The organism is Moraxella sp. E33BD, from assembly GCF_041807865.1.
In the GTDB taxonomy this organism is placed as follows: Bacteria; Pseudomonadota; Gammaproteobacteria; order Pseudomonadales; family Moraxellaceae; genus Moraxella; species Moraxella haemolytica.
In genome coordinates this window covers 86614-109930 of the sequence record NZ_JBGTZD010000006.1, presented here as the reverse complement: position 1 = coordinate 109930, position 23317 = coordinate 86614, and the positions used below count along the sequence as shown (strand labels likewise).

Genomic DNA, 23317 nt, shown 5'->3' with positions numbered 1-23317 from the left:
GATAAGCGATGAGTGGTTCTGGTCAATCTCATAAAACATCAAATCAAGGATTTAAAGCCAGTTGGGTCTATGCCATGGCGGTAGGCTCTGCGGTTGGTTGGGGTGCTTTTGTACTGCCTTACGAATGGCTTTTATCATCAGGACTGATTGCGGTTGTTGCAGGCTTTGTGATTGGGACACTGCTTGTTGGTGTGATTGCCATCAACTATGGTTATGCCACTAGGTCTTTGCCTGTAACAGGCGGTGGCATTGCTTTTGCTTTAGCGACTTTTGGGAGAGTGCATGGCTTTATTGCAGGATGGGCACTCATGCTTGGCTATATGGGTATCATCGCCCTGAATGCGTCAGCGGTTACTTTGGTATTAAGACTTGTTATTCCTGATATGATGATGCAAGGTGCGTTATATGAAATTTCAGGTTGGACTGTCTATGCTCCTGAAGTCTTGGTGGCATCACTGTTTTTGGTGGGATTTGCTTACTTGAATATAAAAAATACCGCTATCTCTGGACGGGTGCAGGTCTTGGCGGTCGTGCTGATGCTTTTGGCGGTGGCAACTGTGCTGTTTGGTACTGGTATCCATTATGTTACACATCAAGAACGACTACCGCTACTACCACCTGATGGTGTGGGGTTTTGGTCGGCAGTGGGGGCGATTGTTGCTTTTGCACCGTGGGCGTATGTGGGTTTTGATGGCATTCCACAACTGGCAGGCGAGTTTCGTTTTTCTGCAAACAAAATCATGAGACTGCTTGTTGGCAGTATTGTCAGTGCCAGTTTTTTGTATGTGGCGGTTATCTTGTCGGCGGCATTCGCCTTAGGTGGGCAGATGGCGTCATTTGCTGGTAGTTCATGGGAGATAGGTCATGCCATCTCATCGGTGATGGGTAGGTTTGGTTTGGTGCTGATGGTTTTGTCGGTTAGCATGGGTGTTTTGACGGGTTTGAATGGTTTTTATGTGGCGGCAAGTCGTGTTATCTTGACCTTAAGTCGCAGTCAGATGCTACCTGCATCACTTGGGCGACTTCACCCCATATACGGCACGCCATCTTATGCGTTTTATGTTGTCATGGCAGTCTGCCTGATTAGTCCTTGGTTTGGTCGTGCGGCACTGCTTTGGATTGTGGATATGACCAGCGTTGGTATTGCTGTTACCTTTTTTTATACTTGTGCCTGTGCTTATAAATTGGGTCGTGATGGGGTGGTATTTGGTATGAGCGTTCAACAAAAGAGCAATGCACAAAGGATTATTGGTATCTTAGGCATGGTCATCTCGGTAGGGTTTTTATTATTGTTGCTATTGCCGAATTCAGCTGGTGCTCTTAGCCTGCCATCACGATATATGCTGGTGCTATGGGTGCTACTTGGTATTTTGTTTTATGTTGTTAGGCGGGCTGATTTGTATCGCACAAGTGATGCTGAGTTAAGACAGGTGCTGTTTGATCAGGTTTATTGATGGAGTAAAATCAATGCAGAGTGTCATTTGATATTTTTTAGATTGGGTTAATTTTTTATGAGAATTTATCAAGATTGGGTAAAAAAAGTATTTGAAGTATTGCATAAATAAAACAAATTATTAATATAATCAAGATAACAAGAAAAAATAATGGACTTTGATGGGTGAAGCTGTTATTGTAACTGCATAAATTTTTAAGTTAATCTTAGTCTTAAGGAGAGTTTGATGATGAAGCGTATCATATCAACCTTAGCATTATCAGTATTTGCCATGTCGTTTACTGCGACTGCATCAGCTGATGAAGACAGACGCATCTATCAACAAAATAAAGCTCAATATATCTCACACGCCAAAGCAGGCGAGATTGCCAAAGCTCATGTTAAAGGCACTGCTGTTAAGCAAGTTGAATTTGACCATGACAGAATGTACGGTGCTCATTTTGATGTAGAGATAATAACTGCACAAGGTGAGTATGATGTCAAAGTTGATGCTAAGTCAGGCAAAGTCATCTCAAGTAAATTTGATGACTAACCTAGACACAACCAGTCATACCAAAAGCAGTTAATTAAAAAAAATCGCAGGTTTTAGACTTGCGATTTTTTTAATTGCGTTTTTATTCATGATTCAAAGATTGGAATGTTTAAATGTATATAAATAAGACCATGCAAGCATTCATTTTTTGGGTTAAATTATGCTAAACTATGGCTTTTTACTGCTATTTTTATCGTTTCACCAGTAAATTGGTAACCAATTTTTTAAGCAACTTAAGATAATAAAAGCAAGGAATTAATCATGATAACCACCAAATCCGACAATACCCCTAAACAATACCCAAGCCCAGCCTTTGAATGGCTTGGCACCACAAAAATCGAAGCCTTAGATATTGATGTTGAGCATTATCGCCATAAAGAGACAGGGCTGGTGCATTTTCATCTTGCTTGTCAAAATGATGAAAATGCTTTGATGATTGGCTTTGCTACCCAACCAATGACTTCTCGTGGCGAAGCCCATATCTTGGAGCATGTGGTTTTATGCGGTAGTGAAAAATATCCTGTCAGAGATCCATTTTTTAGCATGATTAAGCGTTCATTGCAGACTTTTATGAATGCGATGACGGCGGCAGATTGGACGGTTTACCCTTTTGCGACACAGAACAAGAATGATTTTTTTAATCTATTGTCCGTCTATGCTGATGCGTGTTTTTTTCCAAATATTCATGAACTGGATTTTGCCCAAGAGGGTATTCGTGTTGAGATCAATGATGACGGAAAGCCTGAGTACCACGGCATTGTTTTTAATGAGATGAAAGGAGCGATGAGTGGTGAGATTGATCAATTATACTACGCTTTGACACCGCATCTATTCCCAACAACTACCTATCATTATAATTCAGGTGGCGATCCAGAGCATATCATCAAGCTAACCCATGAGGATTTGTTAAAATTTCATCAGGCACATTATCACCCATCAAATGCCATTGTGATGAGCTTTGGTAACATTGAGGCAGTCCAAATCCAAGAGCATCTACAAAAGAATGTACTGGTGCGATTTGATGATGTCAGTCGCCCTAAGATTGGCAAAAAATTCGCTTCTGTGCTTGAACAGCGACTAGATGAGCCAGTAAGAGTTTTTGATACTTATACCGCTGATGATAATGGCGGACAAAAAACCCATCATGTGCTGTCTTGGCTACTTCCTAGTATCAAAGATCCAAAAGAACGCTTGGCAATGCGTCTAATGGAAGGGGTGCTTGTTGAGCATTCAGGCTCGCCGCTGCGTGCCTACCTAGAAAGTTATGCCCATGCAACCGCTCCTAGCCCACTGCTAGGATTGGATGACAGTCATTATGAGATGGTGTTTTATGCAGGGGTGCGTGGTTCGGATGTTGATTATGCTGATGATGTGGAGGCGGGCATCTTAGGTCTGCTACAGCAGGTGGTCGCAGATGGTGTGAATCTTGAGACAATCGAAACGGTGCTACATCAAATAGAGCTGGACCAACGACACATTGGTGGCGATAGTATGCCTTATGGGCTAACACTCATGCTTGAGGCGTTTAGCACAGTGGTGCATGATGGCGATCCTTTAGATGTTTGGCAGATTGACGAGCATCTAAACTGGTTAAGACAACAGGCGACAGACCCAAGTTTTATGCCATCACTCATCCAAAAACACTTAATTGACAACCCTCACCGAGTGCGTTTGACTTTATCACCTGACAAGGATAAGGCACAAGCACTCATTGATAAAGAGCAGGCGACAATAGATGCACTTGATCGGTCATTAACTGATGAAGATAAGGCAGATATTCGCCAACGCATGATGGACTTACAAGCTCGCCAAGCGATGGCGGATGATGTTGATTTGTTGCCAAAAGTAGATTTATCAGATGTGCCAAGTGATATCGCATTTGTTCATGCTAATAAGCAACCCATTGCCTTAGATGGTGAAATGCGTACTTTGTATGAATATCATGCAGGTACGAATGGGCTTTATTATTATCAAGTGGTGTCAGAGCTTGGTGGGTATGCTGATGAGATTTTGGGCGATCCATTATTGCCAATTTATCTAACCTTGCTATCAGAAGTGGGTACAACTCAATATGATGCCAGAGCATTTCAGGCAGTGCAAGCAGCCCATTCGTCAGGCGTAACAGCACGCATCAGTCAGCGTACCGATGTGGCAGACAAAGACAAGATGAGTAGTTATTTTGTGGTAGCAACCCGAGCATTGAACCGGAAACTTGAGGCGATTGATTTGGTCAGTCAGGTGCTTGATGAGACGATTTTTGGTGAATCAAATCGCATTCGTGAATTACTACAACAAAAACAGACCAGTTGGCAATCTCGCTTGACTGGAGCGGGTCATGCCTATGCGATGCAAACCGCCAGTCGCAATATGAGTCAGCTTGCCAAGATTGAATATGCTTACTCTGGGCTACCTGCATTGTCTGTATTAAAGGCGTTTTTAGCAGAAAGCGGTGATGAAAAATGGTCAATTTTATCGGCACGATTGGCAGCCTTGCACGCACGCATCACCGCCTTGCCTAAAGATGTGATTTTGGTCTGTGAAGCTGAAGCTTCCGATGTTTTAAAAGGCAAGATAGTAAGTACGCTTCATACCAAGCCATTGGATGCTATGCCCACTTTAGCACCGATTATTTTTGATGAGCTGGCGGATATTGCTAAGCAGGGTGATGATGAGGACATTGCTTGGCTTATTTCAACCAATGTTTACCACAATGCCGCTGCCTATGCTGCCACCACTTCAGATGGTCCTGATGCGGCCGCACTTATGGTGTTGGCGTTGTTTTTGCGTAATGGATATCTGCATACTGCCATTCGTGAGAAAGGTGGTGCGTATGGCGGTGGAGCGACCTTTGATGGCAATGCCGCTGCCTTTAAGTTCTTTAGTTATAGAGACCCAAACTGTGCAGCAACTTTTGAGCATTTTACCAATAGCATTGACTGGTTACTTGACAATGAGCATCAAAATGAGCAACTAGAGGAGGCGATTTTGGGCATTATTGCAGGTATGGATAAGCCAGGTTCACCAGCAGGCGAGGCGGTCAAATCCTGTTTTGCCATATTACACGGCAGAGATAAGGATTATCAGCAGAGCTTGCGTGCTAAGATTTTATCAGTCGGTATCGATGACTTAAAACGAGTGGCTCGCATTTATCTAAAAGATAAACCATGCACAAAAGCAAGTCTTGCACCGCTTGAGCAAGAATCGCAAATGACCGAACTTGGTTTTTCTATCAAAAAACTTTCTTAAAATACACCATAAAAAAGCCCTGTTATCAAGTAGGGCTTTTTTATGTGGTGAGTGCTATTAGACGGCAAGCTCACCCACATCCGCCACACTCAAAAACAGTTCACGCACTTGCTTTAACAAGGCAAGGCGGTTGTTTTTTAGTGCCGTATCATCAGCATTGACCATCACCGTATCAAAAAATTCAGTGAGTGGCACATCAAGACTCACCAAAGTTTTTAAAATACCTTGGTAATCAGCCTTGCCTAATAGGGGTTGGCACGCATTTTGGGCATTGGTAAGGGCGATAAACAATGTCTTTTCGGCAGGTTCGCATAGTAAACTGTCGTCAATATCCGCCTTAATCTCACCATCAGCTTTTGCCAAAATATTGCCCACTCGCTTGTTATTTTGTGCCAAAGTTTTGGCAGATGGCTCGTTCTTAAAGTTCTCTACCGCCCAAATGCGTTCATCAAAATCAAGGGGTATATGCGGATTGATGGCTTGCACCGCCAAAATCGTATCCACCGTTACGCCTTTGTCTTCGTACATTGGACGATAGCGAGCTTGGATAAACTCCATGACATCGGTCAGGGTTTTTGTTGCGTTATCTAATTTGCCATCATAACCCAAAATTGTTTGTTCAATTAATTTGGTCAGATTCAGCGGTAATTTCTTTTCAATCAAAATTCTAAGCACGCCGATGCTAGCACGGCGAAGACTAAACGGATCTTTTGAGCCTGTTGGTGCTTGATTGATACCAAAAATCCCCACCAATGTATCTAAGCGGTCGGCAAGTGCTAAGCATAAACCAATGCTGGTTTTTGGTAGCTTATCGCCTGCAAACTTAGGCAGGTACTGCTCGCCAATCGCATCTGCCACATCGCTAGGCTCACCACTAATGCGAGCGTAATAAGTGCCTGCAATGCCTTGTAATTCTGGAAATTCGCCAACGAGTGTGCTTGCCAAATCGCATTTTGACAAAAGAGCTGCACGAGTAGCATTATCCACATCAGCACCGATTTGTGTGGCGATAAAGGCAGATAGCTTGGCAATGCGTTCGCACTTTTCCCAAATTGTGCCAAGTTTTTCTTGAAAGACACGAGTTTTTAGGTTGTCGGATAATGCAAATAGGGGTTGTTTTTGGTCTTGCAAAAAGAAAAACTCAGCATCTGATAAGCGTGGTCGGACGACTTTTTCATTGCCCAAAATTACCGCAGATTTATCTTTGCTGTCAATATTACTAATAAAGATAAAATAAGGCTGTAATTTACCATCTTTGGTTAGGCAAAAATATTTTTGGTCAGCTTGCATGGTGCTAATCAAAGCCTCTTGCGGTACTGCCAAGAATCGCTCTGGGAAAGTCGCTCGTAATGCCACAGGGTAATCCACAAGGGCGGTTACTTCATCCAATAGGTCGCTAGGCACGATGGCATCCACCCCCACTTCATCGGCAAGGCGGGCAACTTGCTTGCTAATCTTGTCTTGGCGTTTGGCAAAATCAGCGATGACATAGCCAGCTTCAAGTACGCTTTCGTATTCATCAGCACGAGCAATCTCCACAAAATCAGGAGCATGAAAGCGGTGTCCGCAGGTTTTGTTGTCTGTTTTTAACCCTTGAATGGTGGCGTCAATCACCACATCATCACGCATCAGCACCACCCATTTGACAGGTCGTACAAACTCGTGCTTATCAGCACCGCTTCGCATCCGCTTGGCAATCGGTAAATCATCTAAGGCTTTTTGGATAAGGCGTGGTAATAACTCATCTATTCTTTCGCCTTTGACTGTCAGCTCGTAGCCGATGTATTCGCCTTTTTTGTCAGATAAGGTGATTAAATCATCCTTGCTAAGGTTTAGACCATTTGCATTAAGCCCTTGTAAAAAGCCTTGACCTGCTTTTGTTAGCTCGCCTGTCTCATCAAAAGCGGATTTGAGTGCCGGTCCTTTTTTGATTTCGGTTTTGTCAGGAGTAACCTCCCCTACATTAAAAATCTGCACCGCCAAACGGCGTGGACTAGCATAACTTTTGATGCCATCAAAGGCAATTTGAGTATCTGCAAGCGATTTTTCAAGGCTTGCTTTCAAGGCGGCTTCTAGGTTTTTTAGGGATTTTGGCGGTAATTCTTCACAGCCAAGTTCAAATAAGATTGTGTTCATTGTTTGACCTTTTTTACTTATATCTGACAAATTGGGTTTATTGTGATTTATTTGCTAAGCGTTTTTCTAAAATTTACAAAAATTTATCAACGCTTAATTGTTCTTTTCTAACAGACGGCATAGGTCTTGGCTTGGCATTTTGTAAGTCATGCAAAAACTGTTCAATCGCTTGTTCATCACGCACAATAAATTGTTTGTCAAAGGATGCGGTACTCATCGTTTTTCCTTTTACATACTCATTCGTTATTTTCCGTTGGCAACCACTTCTCCAATGCTTCCTTTCTATGCTCTTCATCGGCAAGTGGAAAGCCCAATTTGGCACGAGCTATCGTGTAGCTTTCTGCTACTTTACGAGCCAGTGTGCGTACTCTTAGAATAAATCTTTGGCGTTCGGTAACCGATATTGCCCCACGAGCGTCAAGCAGGTTAAAACTGTGGCTTGCCTTTAACACCATCTCATAGGCAGGCAGTGGTAAGTTGACACCCACCAAGCGGTCAGCTTCTTTTTCATAAAAATCAAACAGTTCAAACAATTTATCCACATCGGCATATTCAAAGTTATAAGTGGACTGCTCTACTTCATTTTGATGAAAAACATCGCCATAAGTAACCTTGCCAAATTCACCGTCTGTCCATACCAAATCATAGACGCTATCTACGCCTTGAATGTACATGGCAAGGCGTTCAAGTCCATAGGTAATCTCGCCTGTTACAGGAAAGCACTCAATGCCACCCACCTGTTGAAAATAGGTAAACTGGGTAACTTCCATGCCATTTAGCCACACTTCCCAGCCTAGCCCCCATGCTCCTAAAGTTGGTGATTCCCAGTTGTCTTCTACAAAACGCACATCGTGAGTAAGGGTATCAACCCCCAAAGCCTTTAACGAACCTAAATACAGCTCTTGAATATTGGCAGGATTGGGTTTTAGAATGACTTGAAACTGATAGTAATGTTGTAGGCGGTTGGGATTTTCGCCATAACGACCATCGGTGGGGCGGCGAGAAGGCTGAACATAGGCAGCGTTCCATTTTTCGGGAGTTAATGCACGCAAAAAGGTGGCGGTGTGAAAAGTCCCTGCACCCATTTCCATATCATAAGGCTGTAAGATTACACAGCCTTTTTCTGCCCAGTAGTTTTGAAGAGTTAGAATGATTTGTTGGAAAGTCATGATAAATAGTACCCAATAATTGGTAAAAAATAATTTGATTAAAAAACTTATTACTGTACACAAAAGCGGTAAAATTAGCAACCGCTTTTTGGTAAATGAGGCTGTTTGGATGATGCTGAAAATCTCTAAAAATTTGATTGATTTTTTTATTGGTAGGTATTATTATTGAACAGACGAATGGATTTTTTAGGTGCTGCAAATACAACCTTGTTTGCTTAGCAAACTAAAATTTGCTGTTATAAGCTAATGTTTTTATCAAAGAAGAAAGTATGAAAAAAACATTAAGTTTGGTTTCAATCGCTCTATTTGGCATGTTGTTTTATAATACATCTTATGCGGACTCTTCTGTCTTGAGCGATAATTCAAGTACTACCATCTCATCTTTGACAATCCCATTTGCATCAGATAACATACCATTGGTATTGGTGGCGTTCAAAATATTGGAGGTTATAACGACCGATTTTTCGGTGAGGGTAGCGATGCGTTTGCAAGGGAGAGGGTGAGCGGGGTAGTTGGTCATCAAGAACCCAGCCAAGCCGCTGGTGTTGGGCAGCTAATAAAGCATTTTGGTAGGGGTTATGAAATTGTAGATACTACCTATGAAATCGGCAAGCATTTCGTTGAGCGACAAAAAGAAAGATGGGATGAGCAAAAAGAAGAGAGAAAGATTAGAGACAGTGAGCAACAATATAAGGAATGGCGTAGAGAATGTCGGACAGGATGCCAAATTCCGCCCAGAGTAGAATATATGGAAAACGGTCTATTTAGATAGCCATGAAACGCAATCAACTTAATGTCAAGATAAGCAATGCAGGAGGAATGATTGTGAGCAATCTACTACTAAACCCACCCAAGCATCAGTGCCATGAATGTCAAAGCCAATGTGATCACCATCTAAGCATTGGTAAATACGCCATTTTTAGCTGTCCAACTTGCGAATCTAAATTTTCAATTTGGCGAAGTTTTGCTTACTTTGCAGGTGTGTCGCTGTTGGTAAGGCTGATTTTAAGAATGCTGGGGATTACAAGCATTTCTGATACTTTTCTTGTTGCCTTGTTCGCTATTGGTATGGCGGTTTTGGTGGCATTTAGTGCTTTTGGCAATCATATTTGGACGCTGAAAATTAAAAGACTCGAATAGTTTTGGGAATGATATTATCAATAAAAAAGTTGCCTTATGATAGGGCAACTTTTTTATTTGATCAAGCATCAATAAGGCTGATGCTCTATGGCGTAGGAGCTGGCAGTCGCTTCGGGCATGACCAGCCACATCAATAGATAGGTAAGTGTCGCCATTGGCAAAGTAACACCTGCACTAAAAATGATGATTGCCCAAAATAAAAGCCGAATATGGGTAGGCTTCCAACCTAGATACTCTGCCAATCCACCCAGCACTCCAGCGAGCAGGCGGTTCTTTTTTGAGCGATGCAGACGATGTAAACGATGCGATTTAATCAATTGTGCCATAAAAACCTTATTTATTTTGTTAAATTAGCGAATTGTCTGTATAATACAATGCGGTTAATCCATACACTTTACAAGCCGATTTGGGGTATATTCGCCTATTGTTACAAAAGTCATACCCAACTTCACCAATGACATTATATTATGACAGCGCATGGACTTCTTATTGGGCGATTTGCCCCATTGACCCAATCTCATCTACAATTCATCAATGACTTAGCAGGCAAGGTTGATGCCTTACACATCGTTGCTTTAGCTCCCAATCACGCCACCGTTACCGCTCAAGACACCGCCCGCTGGCTACAAGTATCCTATCAGGGTTTGGGTTTTATTCACATTCACACACTAGCAAGTCTGAATTTGACCAATGCTGATACAGATGCCATTTGTCAAGTGTTAAACCTTGACCGTCCTCAGCTCTTTGATAATATCACCCCAACTACGATCCACTTTGAGACGCTTGCCCCTGCTTGTCGTTATTTTTATAGCACCAAAATCGCCCTTGTCGGTGGAGAAAGCTCTGGCAAAACCACGCTGATTGGCAAATTAGCAGGGCATTTTGGGGCAGATGTTGTGCCAGAGATGGGGCGACTTTATGCAGGTACGCATCTTGGTGGAACAGAAGTGGGTTTGCAATACAGTGATTATACTGCCATCGCAACCAATCATGCCACTGCTATTTATCAGTCCTGCCAAAGTGCTTTGACGCTTATTGATACCGATTTTATTACCACGCAGGTTTTTTGTGAGGTTTATGAAAACAAAACCCACCCTGTCGTTAATGCCTTTATTGATGAGTTTTATGATGACAACAACCCTTTTCAAATAACCCATACCATTTATTTGGATAATAATGTCAAATGGGTTGCTGATGGCATGAGGCGACTTGGTAATCAACGAAGTGTTTTTGCCCAAAGGTTGTTGGATAAATACGCCACTTATGACAGACCTTTATATGTCATTGATAGCGATGATTACCATCAAAGATATTTAAAAACGGCAGAAATCATCAATGATATTTTAAAAAACAAAACTTATTAAGGGTAATAGATGCGTATTCAATTTTTAGATAATTTATTGGACAAATGGGCGACAGCTTGGATAGTTGGTTGGTTCGTCTGTGGTGTGTGTGCATTGTTCGCAGGCTTTTGGCTAACGACAGAGCGAACTACTTTGGATTGGTTTTATCTTGGCGTATCTGTTGTTGGACTACTTTGCGTGGTGGGTTTATCATTTCGCAAAAATTTCGTGGGCAATGGCTTTGGTATGCTTGCCACAGCAGGAGAGGTTGTGGTGCAGGGTACAGCAGGGGCGGTTGGTCTGATGCTTGCTCCTATTTTTAACTTTTTTACGCACACTTACGGTATGATTAACTGGTGTGCATACACCAATGATGATGGTGAGATGTTGCCAAAGTCTTCTAATAAATACATTTGGAGTATCACGGCGGTATTTATCGCTGTAGGCTTGATGTTATTTCCGATTATCAATGAGTGGCTTGTTGCCCAAGGCTATGGCATCGTTGAAGATGATGGCAGTAGGTTTTTGGGTGTGATCAGTTTCTTTTGGATAAATGTGGCTGCTTTTGTGTTGTCCATCACAGCACAAGTGGCGATGATTTTGCGATATTCATTTAACTGGTGGCTGTGGATTTTGGTGAATTTTGTTTGGCTGATTGTCAATATCATATCGGGTAATATTATTTTTGCCATTCAGACAGTGATTTATCAGATTAACGCCATTGTTGGTCTATACGGTTGGCAGCGTAGTGAGTACGACTAAGTTATTGTGATGGGCAACTAAAATAAAGAACCCATCAAATAGCAGATGGGTTTTTGATATTTTTGGGCTTGAGTTGGTAGTATCAGGGCTGTTTGAGATAGGGCCATGCCGCCTTTAAATAGATCATCATTGACCATAAGGTTAGCACGACTGCAATCACCATAAGTACATAACCAATGAGTTCTAGGCTTTGCCAATTTAGGAGTAGTACTGAGATGGCTATCATTTGGAATGTGGTTTTTAGTTTACCTACATAAGACACAGCGACACTTGTTCTTGCTCCAAGCTCTGCCATCCATTCACGCAGTGCAGATACTGCAATCTCACGAGAGATGATGACAATCGCACAAGTTGCCATAACGATGTTGGCGTGCCATTGCACCAAGATAACAAGGGCGGCTGCCACCATGAGTTTGTCTGCCACGGGGTCCAAAAACCGACCAAATGCTGAGGTAATATTCATCTTGCGTGCCAAATAGCCATCAAGCCAATCGGTAATCGCTGCCAAAATAAAAACGAAGGTCAATAAAAAATGACGAAGCATGCTGTCGCTATATTCTAGCATACCAAGCCGTGCGATGGCGTTATTGGTGATGGCAGGTACACCGATACCTAGTGCAGGTGGCCAATAAGCAATGGCAATGAATAGCGGAATCATGACAATACGGGCGATGGTGAGATTGTTTGGCAGGTTAAAAATAGTGTCTTTAGACTGGCGATGGTCGGTCATGGACTTCTCTTTACTAGACTGGCTATGCGGTTGTTTTTGGTGGCTTATGATACCTTAATTTCTGCCATTTTTGGCGAATTATTTGTATATTTTGGTGAAATTGGTATTTTTTTGGACTGCCATCAGTAAGATGGGGTCGTCTTATTGATGGTATTTTTCAACTGCCAGATAAACAATTAAGCAATCGCCATAATATTTTTGAAAAATTTAAATATTTTTAAAAAAATATATTGACAACAAAATAAAAATCTATATAATACGCACCCATACAATGATTGTTAGATTTAATAGTTTGTTAAACTAAATTGCGGGAATAGCTCAGTTGGTAGAGCACAACCTTGCCAAGGTTGGGGTCGCGAGTTCGAATCTCGTTTCCCGCTCCAAATTGCAACACTTAACTCATGCGGGAATAGCTCAGTTGGTAGAGCACAACCTTGCCAAGGTTGGGGTCGCGAGTTCGAATCTCGTTTCCCGCTCCAAATTCTAAAAAGCCTAAATCGAAAGATTTAGGCTTTTTTATTGTTTAAATTCAATGGGTTATAATAAAAATTTATTTATAAAAAATTACTCAGGGAAAGAGAGGCGATTCGTGCTTAGAGCTTTGCGTGACCAAAACGTGACCATCGTGAAAATTTCATATTTTTTAAAAAGCCTGAATTGACACTAACCCTCATTTTTCATTTCGCCTATTTTTTATTCATTTTCATCATCTTTTTCATAGATAATGATGTCTCCCGGTGTGCAGTCTAACAACTTGCAAAGCTCATTCAGAGATTCAAAATCTATACGAGTCACTTCGTTGTTGTACATTCTATACAATGTAGATCGTCCTAATTTTGACATTCGATCTGCATCGGCTACTCGTATGCCTTTTTGGGCAAATAAAACTGGTAAATTAAGCTTAATCATCAAAAAATCCCATAAATGATAAAAAAATACTTGCAAATGATAATTTTATAAGATAAAATATGATCATTAGTGATAATAAAGATATTACTAATGAAAACTTTATCTTAAATGGAGAGTCATTATGACACAAACCTACCTCACAACTCAAGAGCTTTCCCATCGCATCAAGTATGATGAGAGAACCATTCGCAACCAATTAAAAGACAGTGTTTTGCTTGAAGGTGTGCATTACATACGTCCCTTTGGCGGTCGTAAAATCCTGTACATCTGGGAGCGAATCGAAAAAGACATGGCGGAGTATTTTAATCAATCTTCACTTTGTATGGCATTACAGTAATAGGAGGCATTATGGCCAGTATAAGAGAACGCTACGGGTTTCTTGTTGTGGACTTTCGTTACATGAACACCCGCTGCCGAGAAAAAACCAATCTAACCGACACACCTGCCAATCGAAAGAAGCTTGCAAAGATTCTAGAGAGAATGGAGGCTGAAATATTACTTGGTAGTTTTTGCTATGAGCGGTATTTCCCAAAAAGCGACAAGGTTGACTATTTTGAAGATCTGAGTGAAAGACGACAAAACTTACAAAGTGGCGTACCACTCTTTGGAGAGTTTGTTTGGCAATGGTTTAATGAAAGGTGTATTGAATGGCGGGCAACTTATCAAGAAAAGCTTAGAATCATCATCAATAAGTATTTAATACCTGTCTTTGATAAGCGTGCCATATCAAGAATAGATAGAGCGGATGTGTTGGTGTTTCGTGCTTCTCTCGCCAAAGTGACCCACAAAACGACCAAACACACCCTGTCAGCTACCAGAATTAACTCAATCATGGCAACTTTGTACATGATACTAAAAGAAGCGTCAAAACGCTACAACTTTAATGATCCTACTGTTGACATCAGACAGCTTAAGGTTGAAAAAAGTGACATCACGCCACTAAGTATTGATGAAGTATGGCGTTTTATTGGTGCTGTCAGAGCTGACTTTAAAAACTACTACATCGTCCGATTCTTTACAGGAATGCGAACCAGTGAAATTGATGGATTGACATGGGAGCATGTAGACTTTGAGAAGCGTCAAATCAAAATCAGACAGGCGCTGGTCAATGGTGTGATGGGCCCTCCTAAGACCACCGAATCCTCTCGTGAGATTGACATGGCTCCATTTGTGTGTGAGGCACTCTTGGCACAAAAGAAAGTGACCTTTGATAAGTCTGAATTTGTGTTTTGCACCCGTGATGGTGAACCACTCAGCTATCGCAATGTAAATCGCAGGGTCTGGCATCCTACCTTAAGGTTTTTAAGACTAAAAGCAAGAAGCGCCTATCAGACACGTCATACAGCAGCCACGCTATGGCTTGCAGCAGGAGAGGCACCAGAGTGGATAGCTAAGCAGATGGGTCATGTTAACACCATGATGCTCTTTAAAGTCTACAGTCGCTACATACCTAATGCCACAAGACAAGATGGCAGCGCCTTTCATGCGCTGTTGATGCAAAGCAAACATGGTAAAGATGCGTTTTATTTGGCAAATTTACCCAAGCCAGATACCAACGATTTAACATGGGATAATCACGAATTTGTGCTAATTCCTCCAAATTTCTAGCTTGATTTTTATCGCGTTTGATCTGTTTGATTTTCTCATCAATATCGGCAATCTCTTGTTCGCTTGCCTTTATTTTATCTTCCGCCCATTTATCCAATCTTTGGCTTTCTTGGTTTAATAAGGTACGCTGGCTTTCGCTGTGGCGTGCGGTGAGTGCAGAGATGGCTTGTTTGGCATTGTCAGCCAAATGGCTGGGCATTGTAGAAATGCTTTCGCCCATTGTTGCTGAAACACTCAATAATTTGCGACAAAAATCATCATCAAGCCATTCATTATGAGTATTTTGAGCGGTAAAAACAATTTCTTCATGTGTTTGTTTTTCGCCATAAAACCCCACTTTATCCACCCAAAGCCAACTTGATTGCCCTTGATGTTGCTCAATAATGGACAGCTTACTGTGATGATTACCATAATCAAATATCAAAGAAGCAATTGGCGTATCGGTATTTTGACACACTTGCAAACAATATTCGCCCAATGGGTGATTTAAGCGATAATCATAGCCTTGCTGCCCATTTTTGGCTTGCAAAATATAAGTACCAGCCTGAAAATCTTGTGGCGGTCTATGTAAATAAAATTGACGATTTTGTGTATCAAAATTGGCATTATCATTTAAAGCAAATAGCGTTGCCCACCAAAAATAACGACTGGTTTTGTCAAGCAGACTTTGGCTTTGTGATAATTGTAATTTGAGTTTTTCTTGCACATCTTCATCAAAATAATCCAAAATTTGACTGTTAGCTCGTTCTAAATTGGCTTGAATTTGGCTTTCTAACTCTTTTTGCAATTCATCAAAAGCGGTTTTGATTTCATCTGAAGTACAGCAATTTTCATAAATTTGATGAATGCGTTTTTCAAAATCCATACCATTTTCTATACGCCCCAATATTTCATCGGATACACCAAAGACGCCATCAAATAATTTGAATTTTTCATCTAATAATTGCAAAATGCGTTGGTCGGCTTCATTTCTTTGATTTAAAAAATTGATGACCACCACATCAAATAATTGCCCATAACGATGACACCGTCCAATTATTTGTTCCACCCTTTGTGGATTCCACGGCAAATCATAGTTAATTAGTAAAGAACAAAATTGTAAATTTACGCCTTCGGAAGCTGATTCTGTGGCAATCATAATTTGGGCGGTATTTTCAAATTCATCAATCAAAGCACTTCTAACATCTACTGCTTTTGAACCTGTGATTTTATGTTCATTGTTTGGATTGTTTTTCCATTGTTGGTAAATTCGCTGACTATTTTTGTCATTATTGCTGCCTGAAAAATAAACAATTTTATTGTCATAACCATTATGACTCAAAAACTCAAATAAAAAGGCTTGTGTACGCACACTTTCGGTAAAAATAATGGCTTTTTGTTTTGCACCCAATTCACGCATTTTATCAAAACCTGTTTTTAAAGCGTTTAATAAGGATTGGGCTTTACTGTCATTTTTTAATGCACTGGTTGCTTTGATAAAAGATTGAATTTGAGCAATTTCTTGATTTAAAAGAGAAACATCAGTTTCATCAAAAACATCTTGATTGTCATCATCATTTTCCCATTCATCAAATTCTTGAGTAAAATCTCCTTCAATTTTATCTAATTGTGATAATAAATCTTTTTGCGGTAATTGATTTTTAATTGCCAGCAGTCTATCTAAAATCACTTGCAAAGTATCGGCAATGGCATAAGGGCTAGATGCCAAAAGTTTTCTTAAAATCAAGCCAATCAAATGGCGTTGGCGTTTTGGTAGAGCAATGCTGTGTTCTTTACGAATAAAATCAGAAATGGCTTCATAAAGCTGTTGTTCATCGTCATTGGGATAAAAGTTTTGGGTAATGGTGTGGCGTTTGGTATAGCGAATGTATTCACTCACATCTTTTCTTAAAGTGCGTTTGACAACTGGTTTTAGGCGTGTTTTTAATTCAGCATTGTTGTGCCCATTGGCAAATTCACGGCGAAAGCCTTTTTCATCGCCAAATAATTCATCGTCCAATAAAGTGGATAAACCATATAATTCCATTAAACTGTTTTGTAGCGGTGTGGCGGTGAGTAATAATTTCTTACGCCCATTAAATGCCGTTTTTAAGGCTTGCCCCATTTTATTGCTAGAACGATGGGCATTTCTTAATTTATGAGCTTCGTCAATAATCACACAATCAAAATAATGCCCTGCCAAAGTATCGGCAAATTTACTGGCATATTGATAAGAAACAATGACAATTTCTTTGCCCACTTTATCAGACAAGAATTGAAAAACATCATTGCCAAACGATTTTAATATCGGCTTATCCAAAATAATGCTGGGCAAACCAAATTTATTTGCCAATTCATTTTGCCATTGTGTTCTTAATACAGCAGGGCAAACGACCAACAATCGCCGTTTGCATTCTGCCCATAATTGACACAGCACCAAGCCTGCTTCAATGGTTTTGCCCAAGCCCACTTCGTCCGCCAATAAAACGCCTCTGTCCAACGGATTGTGCAGGGCAAAAATGGCGGCATCAATCTGATGTGGATTTAAATCCACTTTGGCATTAAACAAACCTTGGCTAATGCGTTCTACACCAGTATCAGATTGACATAAAATGGCATTGGCAAAATATTTGGCTTGGTGTGGCGTAATGTTCATTATGTTTCCCAAGTAACTGTATTCAAATAGTTATCGTCCAAAATGGCATTGAATAAATGCTGTAAATAATCTATGCCATTGATATTTTCCATAAACAAAATATGTTTATCAGCAAAGTCTTGATAAGTTTTACCAAAATGATTTAATGCTCCTGTTTCTGCTGTATCGGTGCTTGGGGTAATGGATAAAATAAAACTATTTAAAGTCAATTTATCCAAATTTAGGCTGCCTGAAAATTTCTTTAATTCATCAAACAACATAAATTTAGGGTCATCAAATGACAACTGGCGTATGCCTTTGGGGTCAATAAAGCTAAGCCATTGTTCATTGCTGTTTTTATCCACCAGCCACAATAAAAAATCAGGATAAAAATCGCCCGCCAAGACAAATCCCAAGCCTTTGGCTTTATTAGACGCATTACGAAGCAGATACAGCTCTTTATCGCCTATCCACTGTTGTAATTTGCCTGTATTGCAAGCATTTTGCAGATCTTGCACAAATTTTCGTTCACTTTTTTCTTGCATTAGCAAAGGTTTTAATGAAAATGGCACATTGTCTTTATCGGCAAGACTGATGATTGGATAAAACAAATGCCTATCAAAACAAATGGCGTGTACATTACCGTCCTTCTCAAAGCCCATTACTTTTGCCAAATCTCCAATCTCTACGCAATCTTTTAATTGGTTTAATTTGCTTTCATAGCTTGGCACGCCATCATCTTCATTGGGGCGTATTTCAAACACATAATTTTCCAATAAGGCTTTATGATGATTGCCAATTTCTTGCATTTGATAAAATTGCCCTTCATATGCCCCTTTGAGTTTTTTATAAAAGGCTTCCACATAAATCAACAGCAAATCCAAAAGGATTTTCTCTTGTTTTTGAATGTCGGCAAAACTTTGTATTTGTAATTCACTTTGGGGAACATACAATTTATACCAGTCGGTTTGTTTGGCAAAAGTTTTTAATCTGTCTTTATCTAATTTTAAATTATTAAACGATTGCCACATTTTGTGGTTTAACAATGCCAAATAGAGTTTATCCCAATTCACAAAATCAAAAATAAACGCATTTAAATGCCCTTTTGTTTTTGGTTTTCGGTGATTTTTAAGGCATTATCACGACTGGTAATCGCTTGGATTTTGGGATATAAATCCAAAACCGCCACAGGCATTTTGATATTGGCGTATTTTTGGGGAATTTCAAATAGCGTTACCGTTTCACGGCGTTTAAAACTTTTTTCACGATTGCCTTTATAGGCTTCGTCCAATTGCAAAGTTTTTAGGGCAATATCTTTGGGCAAATTGGGCTTGGTATCAAAAGAGATGGTAATCACTTCGCTGGTATCTATGCCTTCATAGGATAAATAATCACGGAAAGTCTGCATATAAATCGCCCAAAAAAGGTGAGCAAATGGCGATACACGGCGTTTTGAATGTCGCTGTTTTCTTTGAGTTTTTTATTGGCGACTTGGGGAAGTGTGTGGTTGAGATAGTGCTCAATTTGCTCGTTTCGGCTGTTTAAAATGCGGTAAATGCCAAAGTCCAAATCGGCACGGTCAATTTGAAAGATTTCGGATAATTTTTGGGTGAGTTCGGTTAAGGCAGATATGGCGGTTCCTGTGTTTAGAGTAGTGGTATTTTATTGTACTATATAATGCCATATCTGTGAGATGCTATTCACTTATAGATTTTTCTGAGAACTTCAGCCCTGATCATGAAAGCCCTATTGTCGATGTTGTGCTATTTTTTATTCTGTGGTAAAAAAGTAAAATGATAGAATTGAAGATTGGCACACATTGATTTGTGGTAGATTAAAGGTGATGTATGAAGCTCAAAAAATTAAAAATTAAGAATTTTAGGAATTTTGATAATTGTGAAATTGAATTGTCAAATAAAAACCTAATTTTTGGCATGAATGATGTTGGTAAAAGCAATTTAATTTATGCTTTGCGCTTACTATTTGATCGCCGCACGAGAAATAGTTAAATTTTTGATACAGATTTCCATGCCTGTACTACATTTAAGCCTATAGAAATATCTTGTTATTTGGACATATCAGAAGAAAATGAATTTAATGATATTATTATTGCTAAGGCTGAAAATGCGAGTGCGGACGATAATCAATATTTTATTATCAAATTGTCTATTGAGTTAGAAGATAATAAATTTATTAGCAATTTGTACTGGGGTTCTGAGAATGAAAATTTATTAGCAATTCCCATGCGCGGATTAAATCGTACCGTGCTAGATGATATCTTTTATTGCGTATTTATTCCATCGCAAAATGACATGACATCTAAATTTAAAGAATTTAAAAAAGAATTGTTAGGCAGCCATGAGAAACATGTCGATGACAAAGATATTGAGCAAACAATACGAAATTTAAATAATTCAATCAATGCTGAGATATCAAAGCTGTCTACAGTAAAAACTATGGAATCAGATTTAAATGAACAGTTTGAAGTATTTGATAAAAATTATCAAATAAAGATATCACCAAATCATACTTTCGGTGATTTTCATAATAATTTAGATATTTATATGTTTGATGCAAAGCATGCAGAAGATGGGGTTGAAGCAAAAATATATCCCACATCAGGCGATGGAAGAGTCAGGAAGGTAATGTATTCTCTTATAAGTTATCTGCTTAATAAGGGCCAAGCTGCCGATGGCAAGATTCCAATTTTATTAATAGAAGAGCCTGAAAATCATCTTTTTATTTCATCACAGATTGAGTTATCCAAAACTATTTTTAATAAAGAATTCAGCCCTTATTTATTTTTGGTCACTCATTCACCACAATTATTTTTTAAAATTAGTGATGAGGCTAATTTAATTCGTTTGTTTAAGCAAAAACAAAAGATAGCAATTCATTCAGAAATTGCCAATATAGGAGCTCAATACAACAGCCTTAAAAATATTTTAATGGAAAACTTAGCACAATGTTTATTTGTTAATAGAGTTTTATTGATTGAGGGACCATCTGAGAAATTACTTTTTGAATGGGTATTAGATACATTAGGGTGCGATAGAACAGATATCATTGTGCAAAGTATTGCGGGCATCTATTTTGATAAGTATATTCAAATATTAAAAGGATTAGGTATTAAGATTATTATTAAAACAGATAATGATATTACTAAAGTTTCACGAAAAGATGAATTAACCGCATTAGGATTTAATCGTTGCATTGATTTATTCAATTTACTCTGTGATTGCGAAGAAAAAGAAAAGTTAGACAATATTGCCTTGGGACCTGATGCATCAGAATCTACCATTTTAGAAGCAAAAGAAGATTTTAGAAACAAAATTTTAAGCAATAAAAATTGTTTTGATGAGTTTTCTCGCTTAGGAATATATCTATCAAAAATTGATTTGGAGCATGATTTGGCAACATGCCTTGATAAAGACGATAAATTTGTTAAAGATTTGCAGGAGTCAAAATGGATAAATATGTGGGCATTTACCAAAAATGCCACACATGCTGAAGCCAAGAAAATTTTTTATCATGAGAACTTTAAATGCTTAAAGGATTTGGTTGATGAATAATTTTAATCTAACAGATGAGCAAAAAGATATCGTTGAGCCAGAACAATTTTCATCAGCCATGATTATTGCTAATGCGGGTTCGGGAAAAACCAATGCATTGGTTAGAAGAGCAATCAATCAGACCAAAGGAATTAAACCTTGGAAAAATATTGCAATTATTAGTTTTACTAACAAAAGTGCTGATGATATTTTGAAAAAAGTAAAAGAATTAAATGGAAGTCAAATTATTGCTATGACATTTCATTCGTTCTTGTTGCATCATGTTTTAGCGTTTAATGAATCTTTTAGAAGCCAAAAAATCTTATTTGATTTTAATCCAGATAATAGCTCAAGTAGTTTAAAAGAGTGGTTAAGTAAGGTTATTGATAGAAAAATTATGACATCTAGTGGTGGAAAGTCAAAAAATGATTACTTATTTGAATACGCAATCAAATGCCTTGAACAAAATAAATATATCAGAAGATACTTAAAAATAAAATTTGAAGCAATATACATTGATGAGGCACAAGATAATAATTTCTTGCAGTATAAAATTGTAGAGTTATTTTTATCTTATGGTATACAAGTTGTTTTGGTTGGGGACCCACAACAAGCTATTTATGGATTTAGAGGGGCTGATTCGCAAAAATTTAAAAGCATGGCAAACAATCCATATTTCAAAGACCAAGTTTATCAATTAAGCAGAAATTTTCGTTGCCATTCTTTAATTGATAGTTGTGCAAAAAGCTATGTTATCCCACAAGCAAATAGTATATCTTGTGAGGATGGAACTTCATACGGAGTATTTGCTGATATATCCGCTGAAAAACTTGTTGAGAAATTTAGCGAAGAAAAATTTAATAGTGAAGGATTGTGTTTTTATTTTGGAGTACAGGAAAAAGTCGAGCCATTATCAAGGAGCTTGATTTAGCTTTAGTAAAAATTCCTGATTTTATTGAAAGCCAACAAGACCCGCAGTATCAAAATTATTTAGATTCATTATTTAAATTGTATTTCTCAAAATCAATAGAAGAAGTATACTTTAAGGAGAAGTTTTTATCCCATATTCATACAAGAATAGCTAGAAAATTAATACAAGACTTTAAAAACGATCTATGTATTGATACACTAAAATCATTAAATGATCATGTTGGAATAATAAATCCCAGTCATTTTTCAGAAATTATAGATTGCATCAACCTTGATACTACAAAACAGTTTTATCAGTTGGATAAAACACAGAATATTGCAATGACCATACATTCTGCCAAGGGGTTGGAGTTTAGAAATGTTGTTTTGCAGGAAAATGATTTTGGGGGGATGGATAGAAATGCCGAAATGTTTTATGTAGCGTGTACTAGGGCTGAAAAACGCTTGTTTTTTGTATAAAAATATATCTTAATAAAGAGTTGTCCGGCTCTGAAAAATAGTTAAGCTAGAACGCAATAAAGAGACTTATCTAACCACAAGCAGCCCATTAATATCCGTTGTAAAGCAAGGACTCAAATGATCTCTTCTCATCTGCCAGTCTTTGTTTAATAATCCTGTGCCAAGGGTGATGCTGTTCTTTCCAAAGCGTGTCATCACCCCATCCCAAGCTGTTATTAATCTATCATCGTCAGATGCTTCATCAAACAGCAATGACTGCTCAAAAGGTCCTTGGCTTAATCCACCAAGCATAATGCCGCACTTTTTATAACGATATTGAGGTTTGTATATCTGCTTTAATAATTCTTGAGCTGCTTGATGAAGGCGTATCACATCATCACTGGCATGAGGCAATCCGATGGTTTTTAACCCACTGTACTGCTCATCTTGTCTAAATCTGTCTGTATGGATAAACACACTGATGGTATGAGCTTTGCTGTGCTCTTTTCTAAGTGCTTGCACACCGCTTTTAACATGATGCGTCACTGCTGACTGTAAAGCTTGTAAATCACCAACCAACTTACCAAAACTTCGACTGCGCACAATATGACGTCTGCTTTGTGCTTCTTCTAATGCCAAGCAGGATAAGCCTTTCATCTCTAAATGTATCTTTGCCACAGTGATGTTAAAGTGATGTCTAATAAAGCTTTCGTCTGCTTGTACAAAATCCCAAGCTGAATGGATGTTCATTGCTGC

The 23317-nt window shown here is 39.0% G+C and carries 23 protein-coding genes, 2 tRNA genes and 1 pseudogene; 15 read left to right on the top strand and 11 right to left on the bottom strand.

All coding sequences use genetic code 11. From position 1 onward, the window contains the following. Positions 1 to 8 precede the first annotated feature (8 nt). The 3 genes from ACERC6_RS05155 (at position 9) to ACERC6_RS05145 (ending at position 5231) form a co-directional block, all read left to right on the top strand. Positions 9 to 1454, top strand: a complete 1446-nt coding sequence (locus tag ACERC6_RS05155) for an APC family permease (protein WP_373628040.1) — start codon at positions 9 to 11, stop codon at positions 1452 to 1454. 225 nt (positions 1455 to 1679) lie between these two features. Then, complete coding sequence (locus tag ACERC6_RS05150; RefSeq protein ID WP_284673803.1) at positions 1680 to 1985, top strand: PepSY domain-containing protein; 306 nt, start codon at positions 1680 to 1682, stop codon at positions 1983 to 1985. Positions 1986 to 2246: 261 nt separating this feature from the next. Then, positions 2247 to 5231, top strand: coding sequence for an insulinase family protein (locus ACERC6_RS05145; protein WP_373628039.1), 2985 nt, complete (start codon positions 2247 to 2249; stop codon positions 5229 to 5231). A 57-nt stretch (positions 5232 to 5288) separates the two neighbouring features. On the opposite strand, the gene glyS is transcribed toward ACERC6_RS05145, so the two are convergent. The 4 genes from glyS to ACERC6_RS05125 all read right to left on the bottom strand — a co-directional run bounded on the left by glyS (position 5289) and on the right by ACERC6_RS05125 (position 9056). Then, complete coding sequence (glyS, locus tag ACERC6_RS05140; RefSeq protein ID WP_373628038.1) at positions 5289 to 7367, bottom strand: glycine--tRNA ligase subunit beta; 2079 nt, start codon at positions 7365 to 7367, stop codon at positions 5289 to 5291. A gap of 73 nt (positions 7368 to 7440) precedes the next feature. Beyond that, positions 7441 to 7584, bottom strand: a complete 144-nt coding sequence (locus tag ACERC6_RS05135) for a hypothetical protein (RefSeq protein WP_284673806.1) — start codon at positions 7582 to 7584, stop codon at positions 7441 to 7443. A 19-nt stretch (positions 7585 to 7603) separates the two neighbouring features. Continuing rightward, on the bottom strand, positions 7604 to 8536 hold the full coding sequence (gene glyQ / locus ACERC6_RS05130; RefSeq protein WP_373628037.1) for a glycine--tRNA ligase subunit alpha: 933 nt from the start codon (positions 8534 to 8536) through the stop codon (positions 7604 to 7606). A 331-nt stretch (positions 8537 to 8867) separates the two neighbouring features. Next, complete coding sequence (locus ACERC6_RS05125; protein WP_373628036.1) at positions 8868 to 9056, bottom strand: hypothetical protein; 189 nt, start codon at positions 9054 to 9056, stop codon at positions 8868 to 8870. Here ACERC6_RS05125 and ACERC6_RS05120 point away from each other — a divergent pair. Both ACERC6_RS05120 and ACERC6_RS05115 read left to right on the top strand, forming a co-directional pair. Further along, positions 9036 to 9308, top strand: coding sequence for a hypothetical protein (locus ACERC6_RS05120; RefSeq protein ID WP_373628035.1), 273 nt, complete (start codon positions 9036 to 9038; stop codon positions 9306 to 9308). The two genes, ACERC6_RS05125 and ACERC6_RS05120, sit on opposite strands and share 21 nt — an antisense overlap. Positions 9309 to 9310: 2 nt before the next feature. After that, a complete protein-coding gene (locus tag ACERC6_RS05115; protein ID WP_373628034.1) occupies positions 9311 to 9676 on the top strand; it encodes a hypothetical protein in 366 nt (121 codons plus the stop codon). 68 nt (positions 9677 to 9744) lie between these two features. On the opposite strand, the gene ACERC6_RS05110 is transcribed toward ACERC6_RS05115, so the two are convergent. Then, positions 9745 to 10002, bottom strand: coding sequence for a PspC domain-containing protein (locus tag ACERC6_RS05110; protein ID WP_284673810.1), 258 nt, complete (start codon positions 10000 to 10002; stop codon positions 9745 to 9747). Positions 10003 to 10143: 141 nt separating this feature from the next. Between ACERC6_RS05110 and nadR the strand changes: the two genes are divergently transcribed. Beyond that, the gene (gene nadR, locus ACERC6_RS05105; protein WP_373628033.1) at positions 10144 to 11040 is read left to right on the top strand and encodes a multifunctional transcriptional regulator/nicotinamide-nucleotide adenylyltransferase/ribosylnicotinamide kinase NadR; all 897 of its coding nucleotides are present in this window, start codon (positions 10144 to 10146) and stop codon (positions 11038 to 11040) included. 9 nt (positions 11041 to 11049) lie between these two features. Then, a complete protein-coding gene (pnuC, locus tag ACERC6_RS05100) occupies positions 11050 to 11781 on the top strand; it encodes a nicotinamide riboside transporter PnuC (RefSeq protein WP_373628032.1) in 732 nt (243 codons plus the stop codon). Positions 11782 to 11863: 82 nt separating this feature from the next. On the opposite strand, the gene pgsA is transcribed toward pnuC, so the two are convergent. Next, the gene (gene pgsA, locus ACERC6_RS05095) at positions 11864 to 12511 is read right to left on the bottom strand and encodes a CDP-diacylglycerol--glycerol-3-phosphate 3-phosphatidyltransferase (RefSeq protein ID WP_373628031.1); all 648 of its coding nucleotides are present in this window, start codon (positions 12509 to 12511) and stop codon (positions 11864 to 11866) included. Between the two features lie 307 nt (positions 12512 to 12818). On the opposite strand from pgsA, the gene ACERC6_RS05090 reads away from it, so the two are divergent. Continuing rightward, positions 12819 to 12894 (top strand) — tRNA-Gly (locus ACERC6_RS05090). Positions 12895 to 12914: 20 nt separating this feature from the next. Further along, positions 12915 to 12990 (top strand) — tRNA-Gly (locus ACERC6_RS05085). 214 nt (positions 12991 to 13204) lie between these two features. Here ACERC6_RS05085 and ACERC6_RS05080 read toward each other — a convergent pair. Further along, entirely contained in the window at positions 13205 to 13420 is a 216-nt protein-coding gene (locus tag ACERC6_RS05080) for a helix-turn-helix transcriptional regulator (RefSeq protein ID WP_046699028.1), read from the bottom strand. A gap of 121 nt (positions 13421 to 13541) precedes the next feature. Between ACERC6_RS05080 and ACERC6_RS05075 the strand changes: the two genes are divergently transcribed. Next, positions 13542 to 13757 (top strand): hypothetical protein, encoded by a 216-nt coding sequence (locus tag ACERC6_RS05075; protein ID WP_373628030.1) that lies wholly within the window; start codon positions 13542 to 13544, stop codon positions 13755 to 13757. 11 nt (positions 13758 to 13768) lie between these two features. Then, positions 13769 to 15028 (top strand): Arm DNA-binding domain-containing protein, encoded by a 1260-nt coding sequence (locus ACERC6_RS05070; RefSeq protein WP_373628029.1) that lies wholly within the window; start codon positions 13769 to 13771, stop codon positions 15026 to 15028. Between the two features lie 1024 nt (positions 15029 to 16052). On the opposite strand, the pseudogene ACERC6_RS05065 reads toward ACERC6_RS05070, so the two are convergent. The 3 genes and pseudogenes from ACERC6_RS05065 to ACERC6_RS05055 form a co-directional block, all read right to left on the bottom strand. Then, positions 16053 to 17663 (bottom strand): annotated as a pseudogene (locus ACERC6_RS05065) (SNF2-related protein); the annotation flags it as partial. Further along, entirely contained in the window at positions 17663 to 18673 is a 1011-nt protein-coding gene (locus tag ACERC6_RS05060) for a hypothetical protein (RefSeq protein ID WP_373628028.1), read from the bottom strand. The pseudogene ACERC6_RS05065 and the gene ACERC6_RS05060, both read right to left, overlap by 1 nt. Positions 18674 to 18735: 62 nt before the next feature. Next, positions 18736 to 19050, bottom strand: coding sequence for a hypothetical protein (locus tag ACERC6_RS05055; RefSeq protein ID WP_373628027.1), 315 nt, complete (start codon positions 19048 to 19050; stop codon positions 18736 to 18738). 439 nt (positions 19051 to 19489) lie between these two features. Between ACERC6_RS05055 and ACERC6_RS05050 the strand changes: the two genes are divergently transcribed. From ACERC6_RS05050 to ACERC6_RS05035, 4 genes are read left to right on the top strand one after another with little or no spacing between them, the layout of a single operon-like run. After that, entirely contained in the window at positions 19490 to 19651 is a 162-nt protein-coding gene (locus tag ACERC6_RS05050; protein ID WP_373628026.1) for an AAA family ATPase, read from the top strand. A 60-nt stretch (positions 19652 to 19711) separates the two neighbouring features. Beyond that, positions 19712 to 21214: an ATP-dependent endonuclease gene (locus tag ACERC6_RS05045; RefSeq protein ID WP_373628025.1), complete on the top strand. Its 1503-nt coding sequence runs from the start codon at positions 19712 to 19714 to the stop codon at positions 21212 to 21214. Then, positions 21207 to 22124, top strand: coding sequence for a UvrD-helicase domain-containing protein (locus ACERC6_RS05040; protein ID WP_373628024.1), 918 nt, complete (start codon positions 21207 to 21209; stop codon positions 22122 to 22124). Before ACERC6_RS05045 ends, ACERC6_RS05040 begins: the two co-directional genes overlap by 8 nt. Continuing rightward, positions 22067 to 22582, top strand: a complete 516-nt coding sequence (locus ACERC6_RS05035; protein ID WP_373628022.1) for an ATP-binding domain-containing protein — start codon at positions 22067 to 22069, stop codon at positions 22580 to 22582. The genes ACERC6_RS05040 and ACERC6_RS05035 overlap by 58 nt, the downstream gene beginning before the upstream one ends. A 66-nt stretch (positions 22583 to 22648) precedes the next feature. On the opposite strand, the gene ACERC6_RS05030 is transcribed toward ACERC6_RS05035, so the two are convergent. Next, positions 22649 to 23311, bottom strand: a complete 663-nt coding sequence (locus ACERC6_RS05030; RefSeq protein WP_373628021.1) for a DUF4113 domain-containing protein — start codon at positions 23309 to 23311, stop codon at positions 22649 to 22651. Positions 23312 to 23317: the final 6 nt, after the last annotated feature.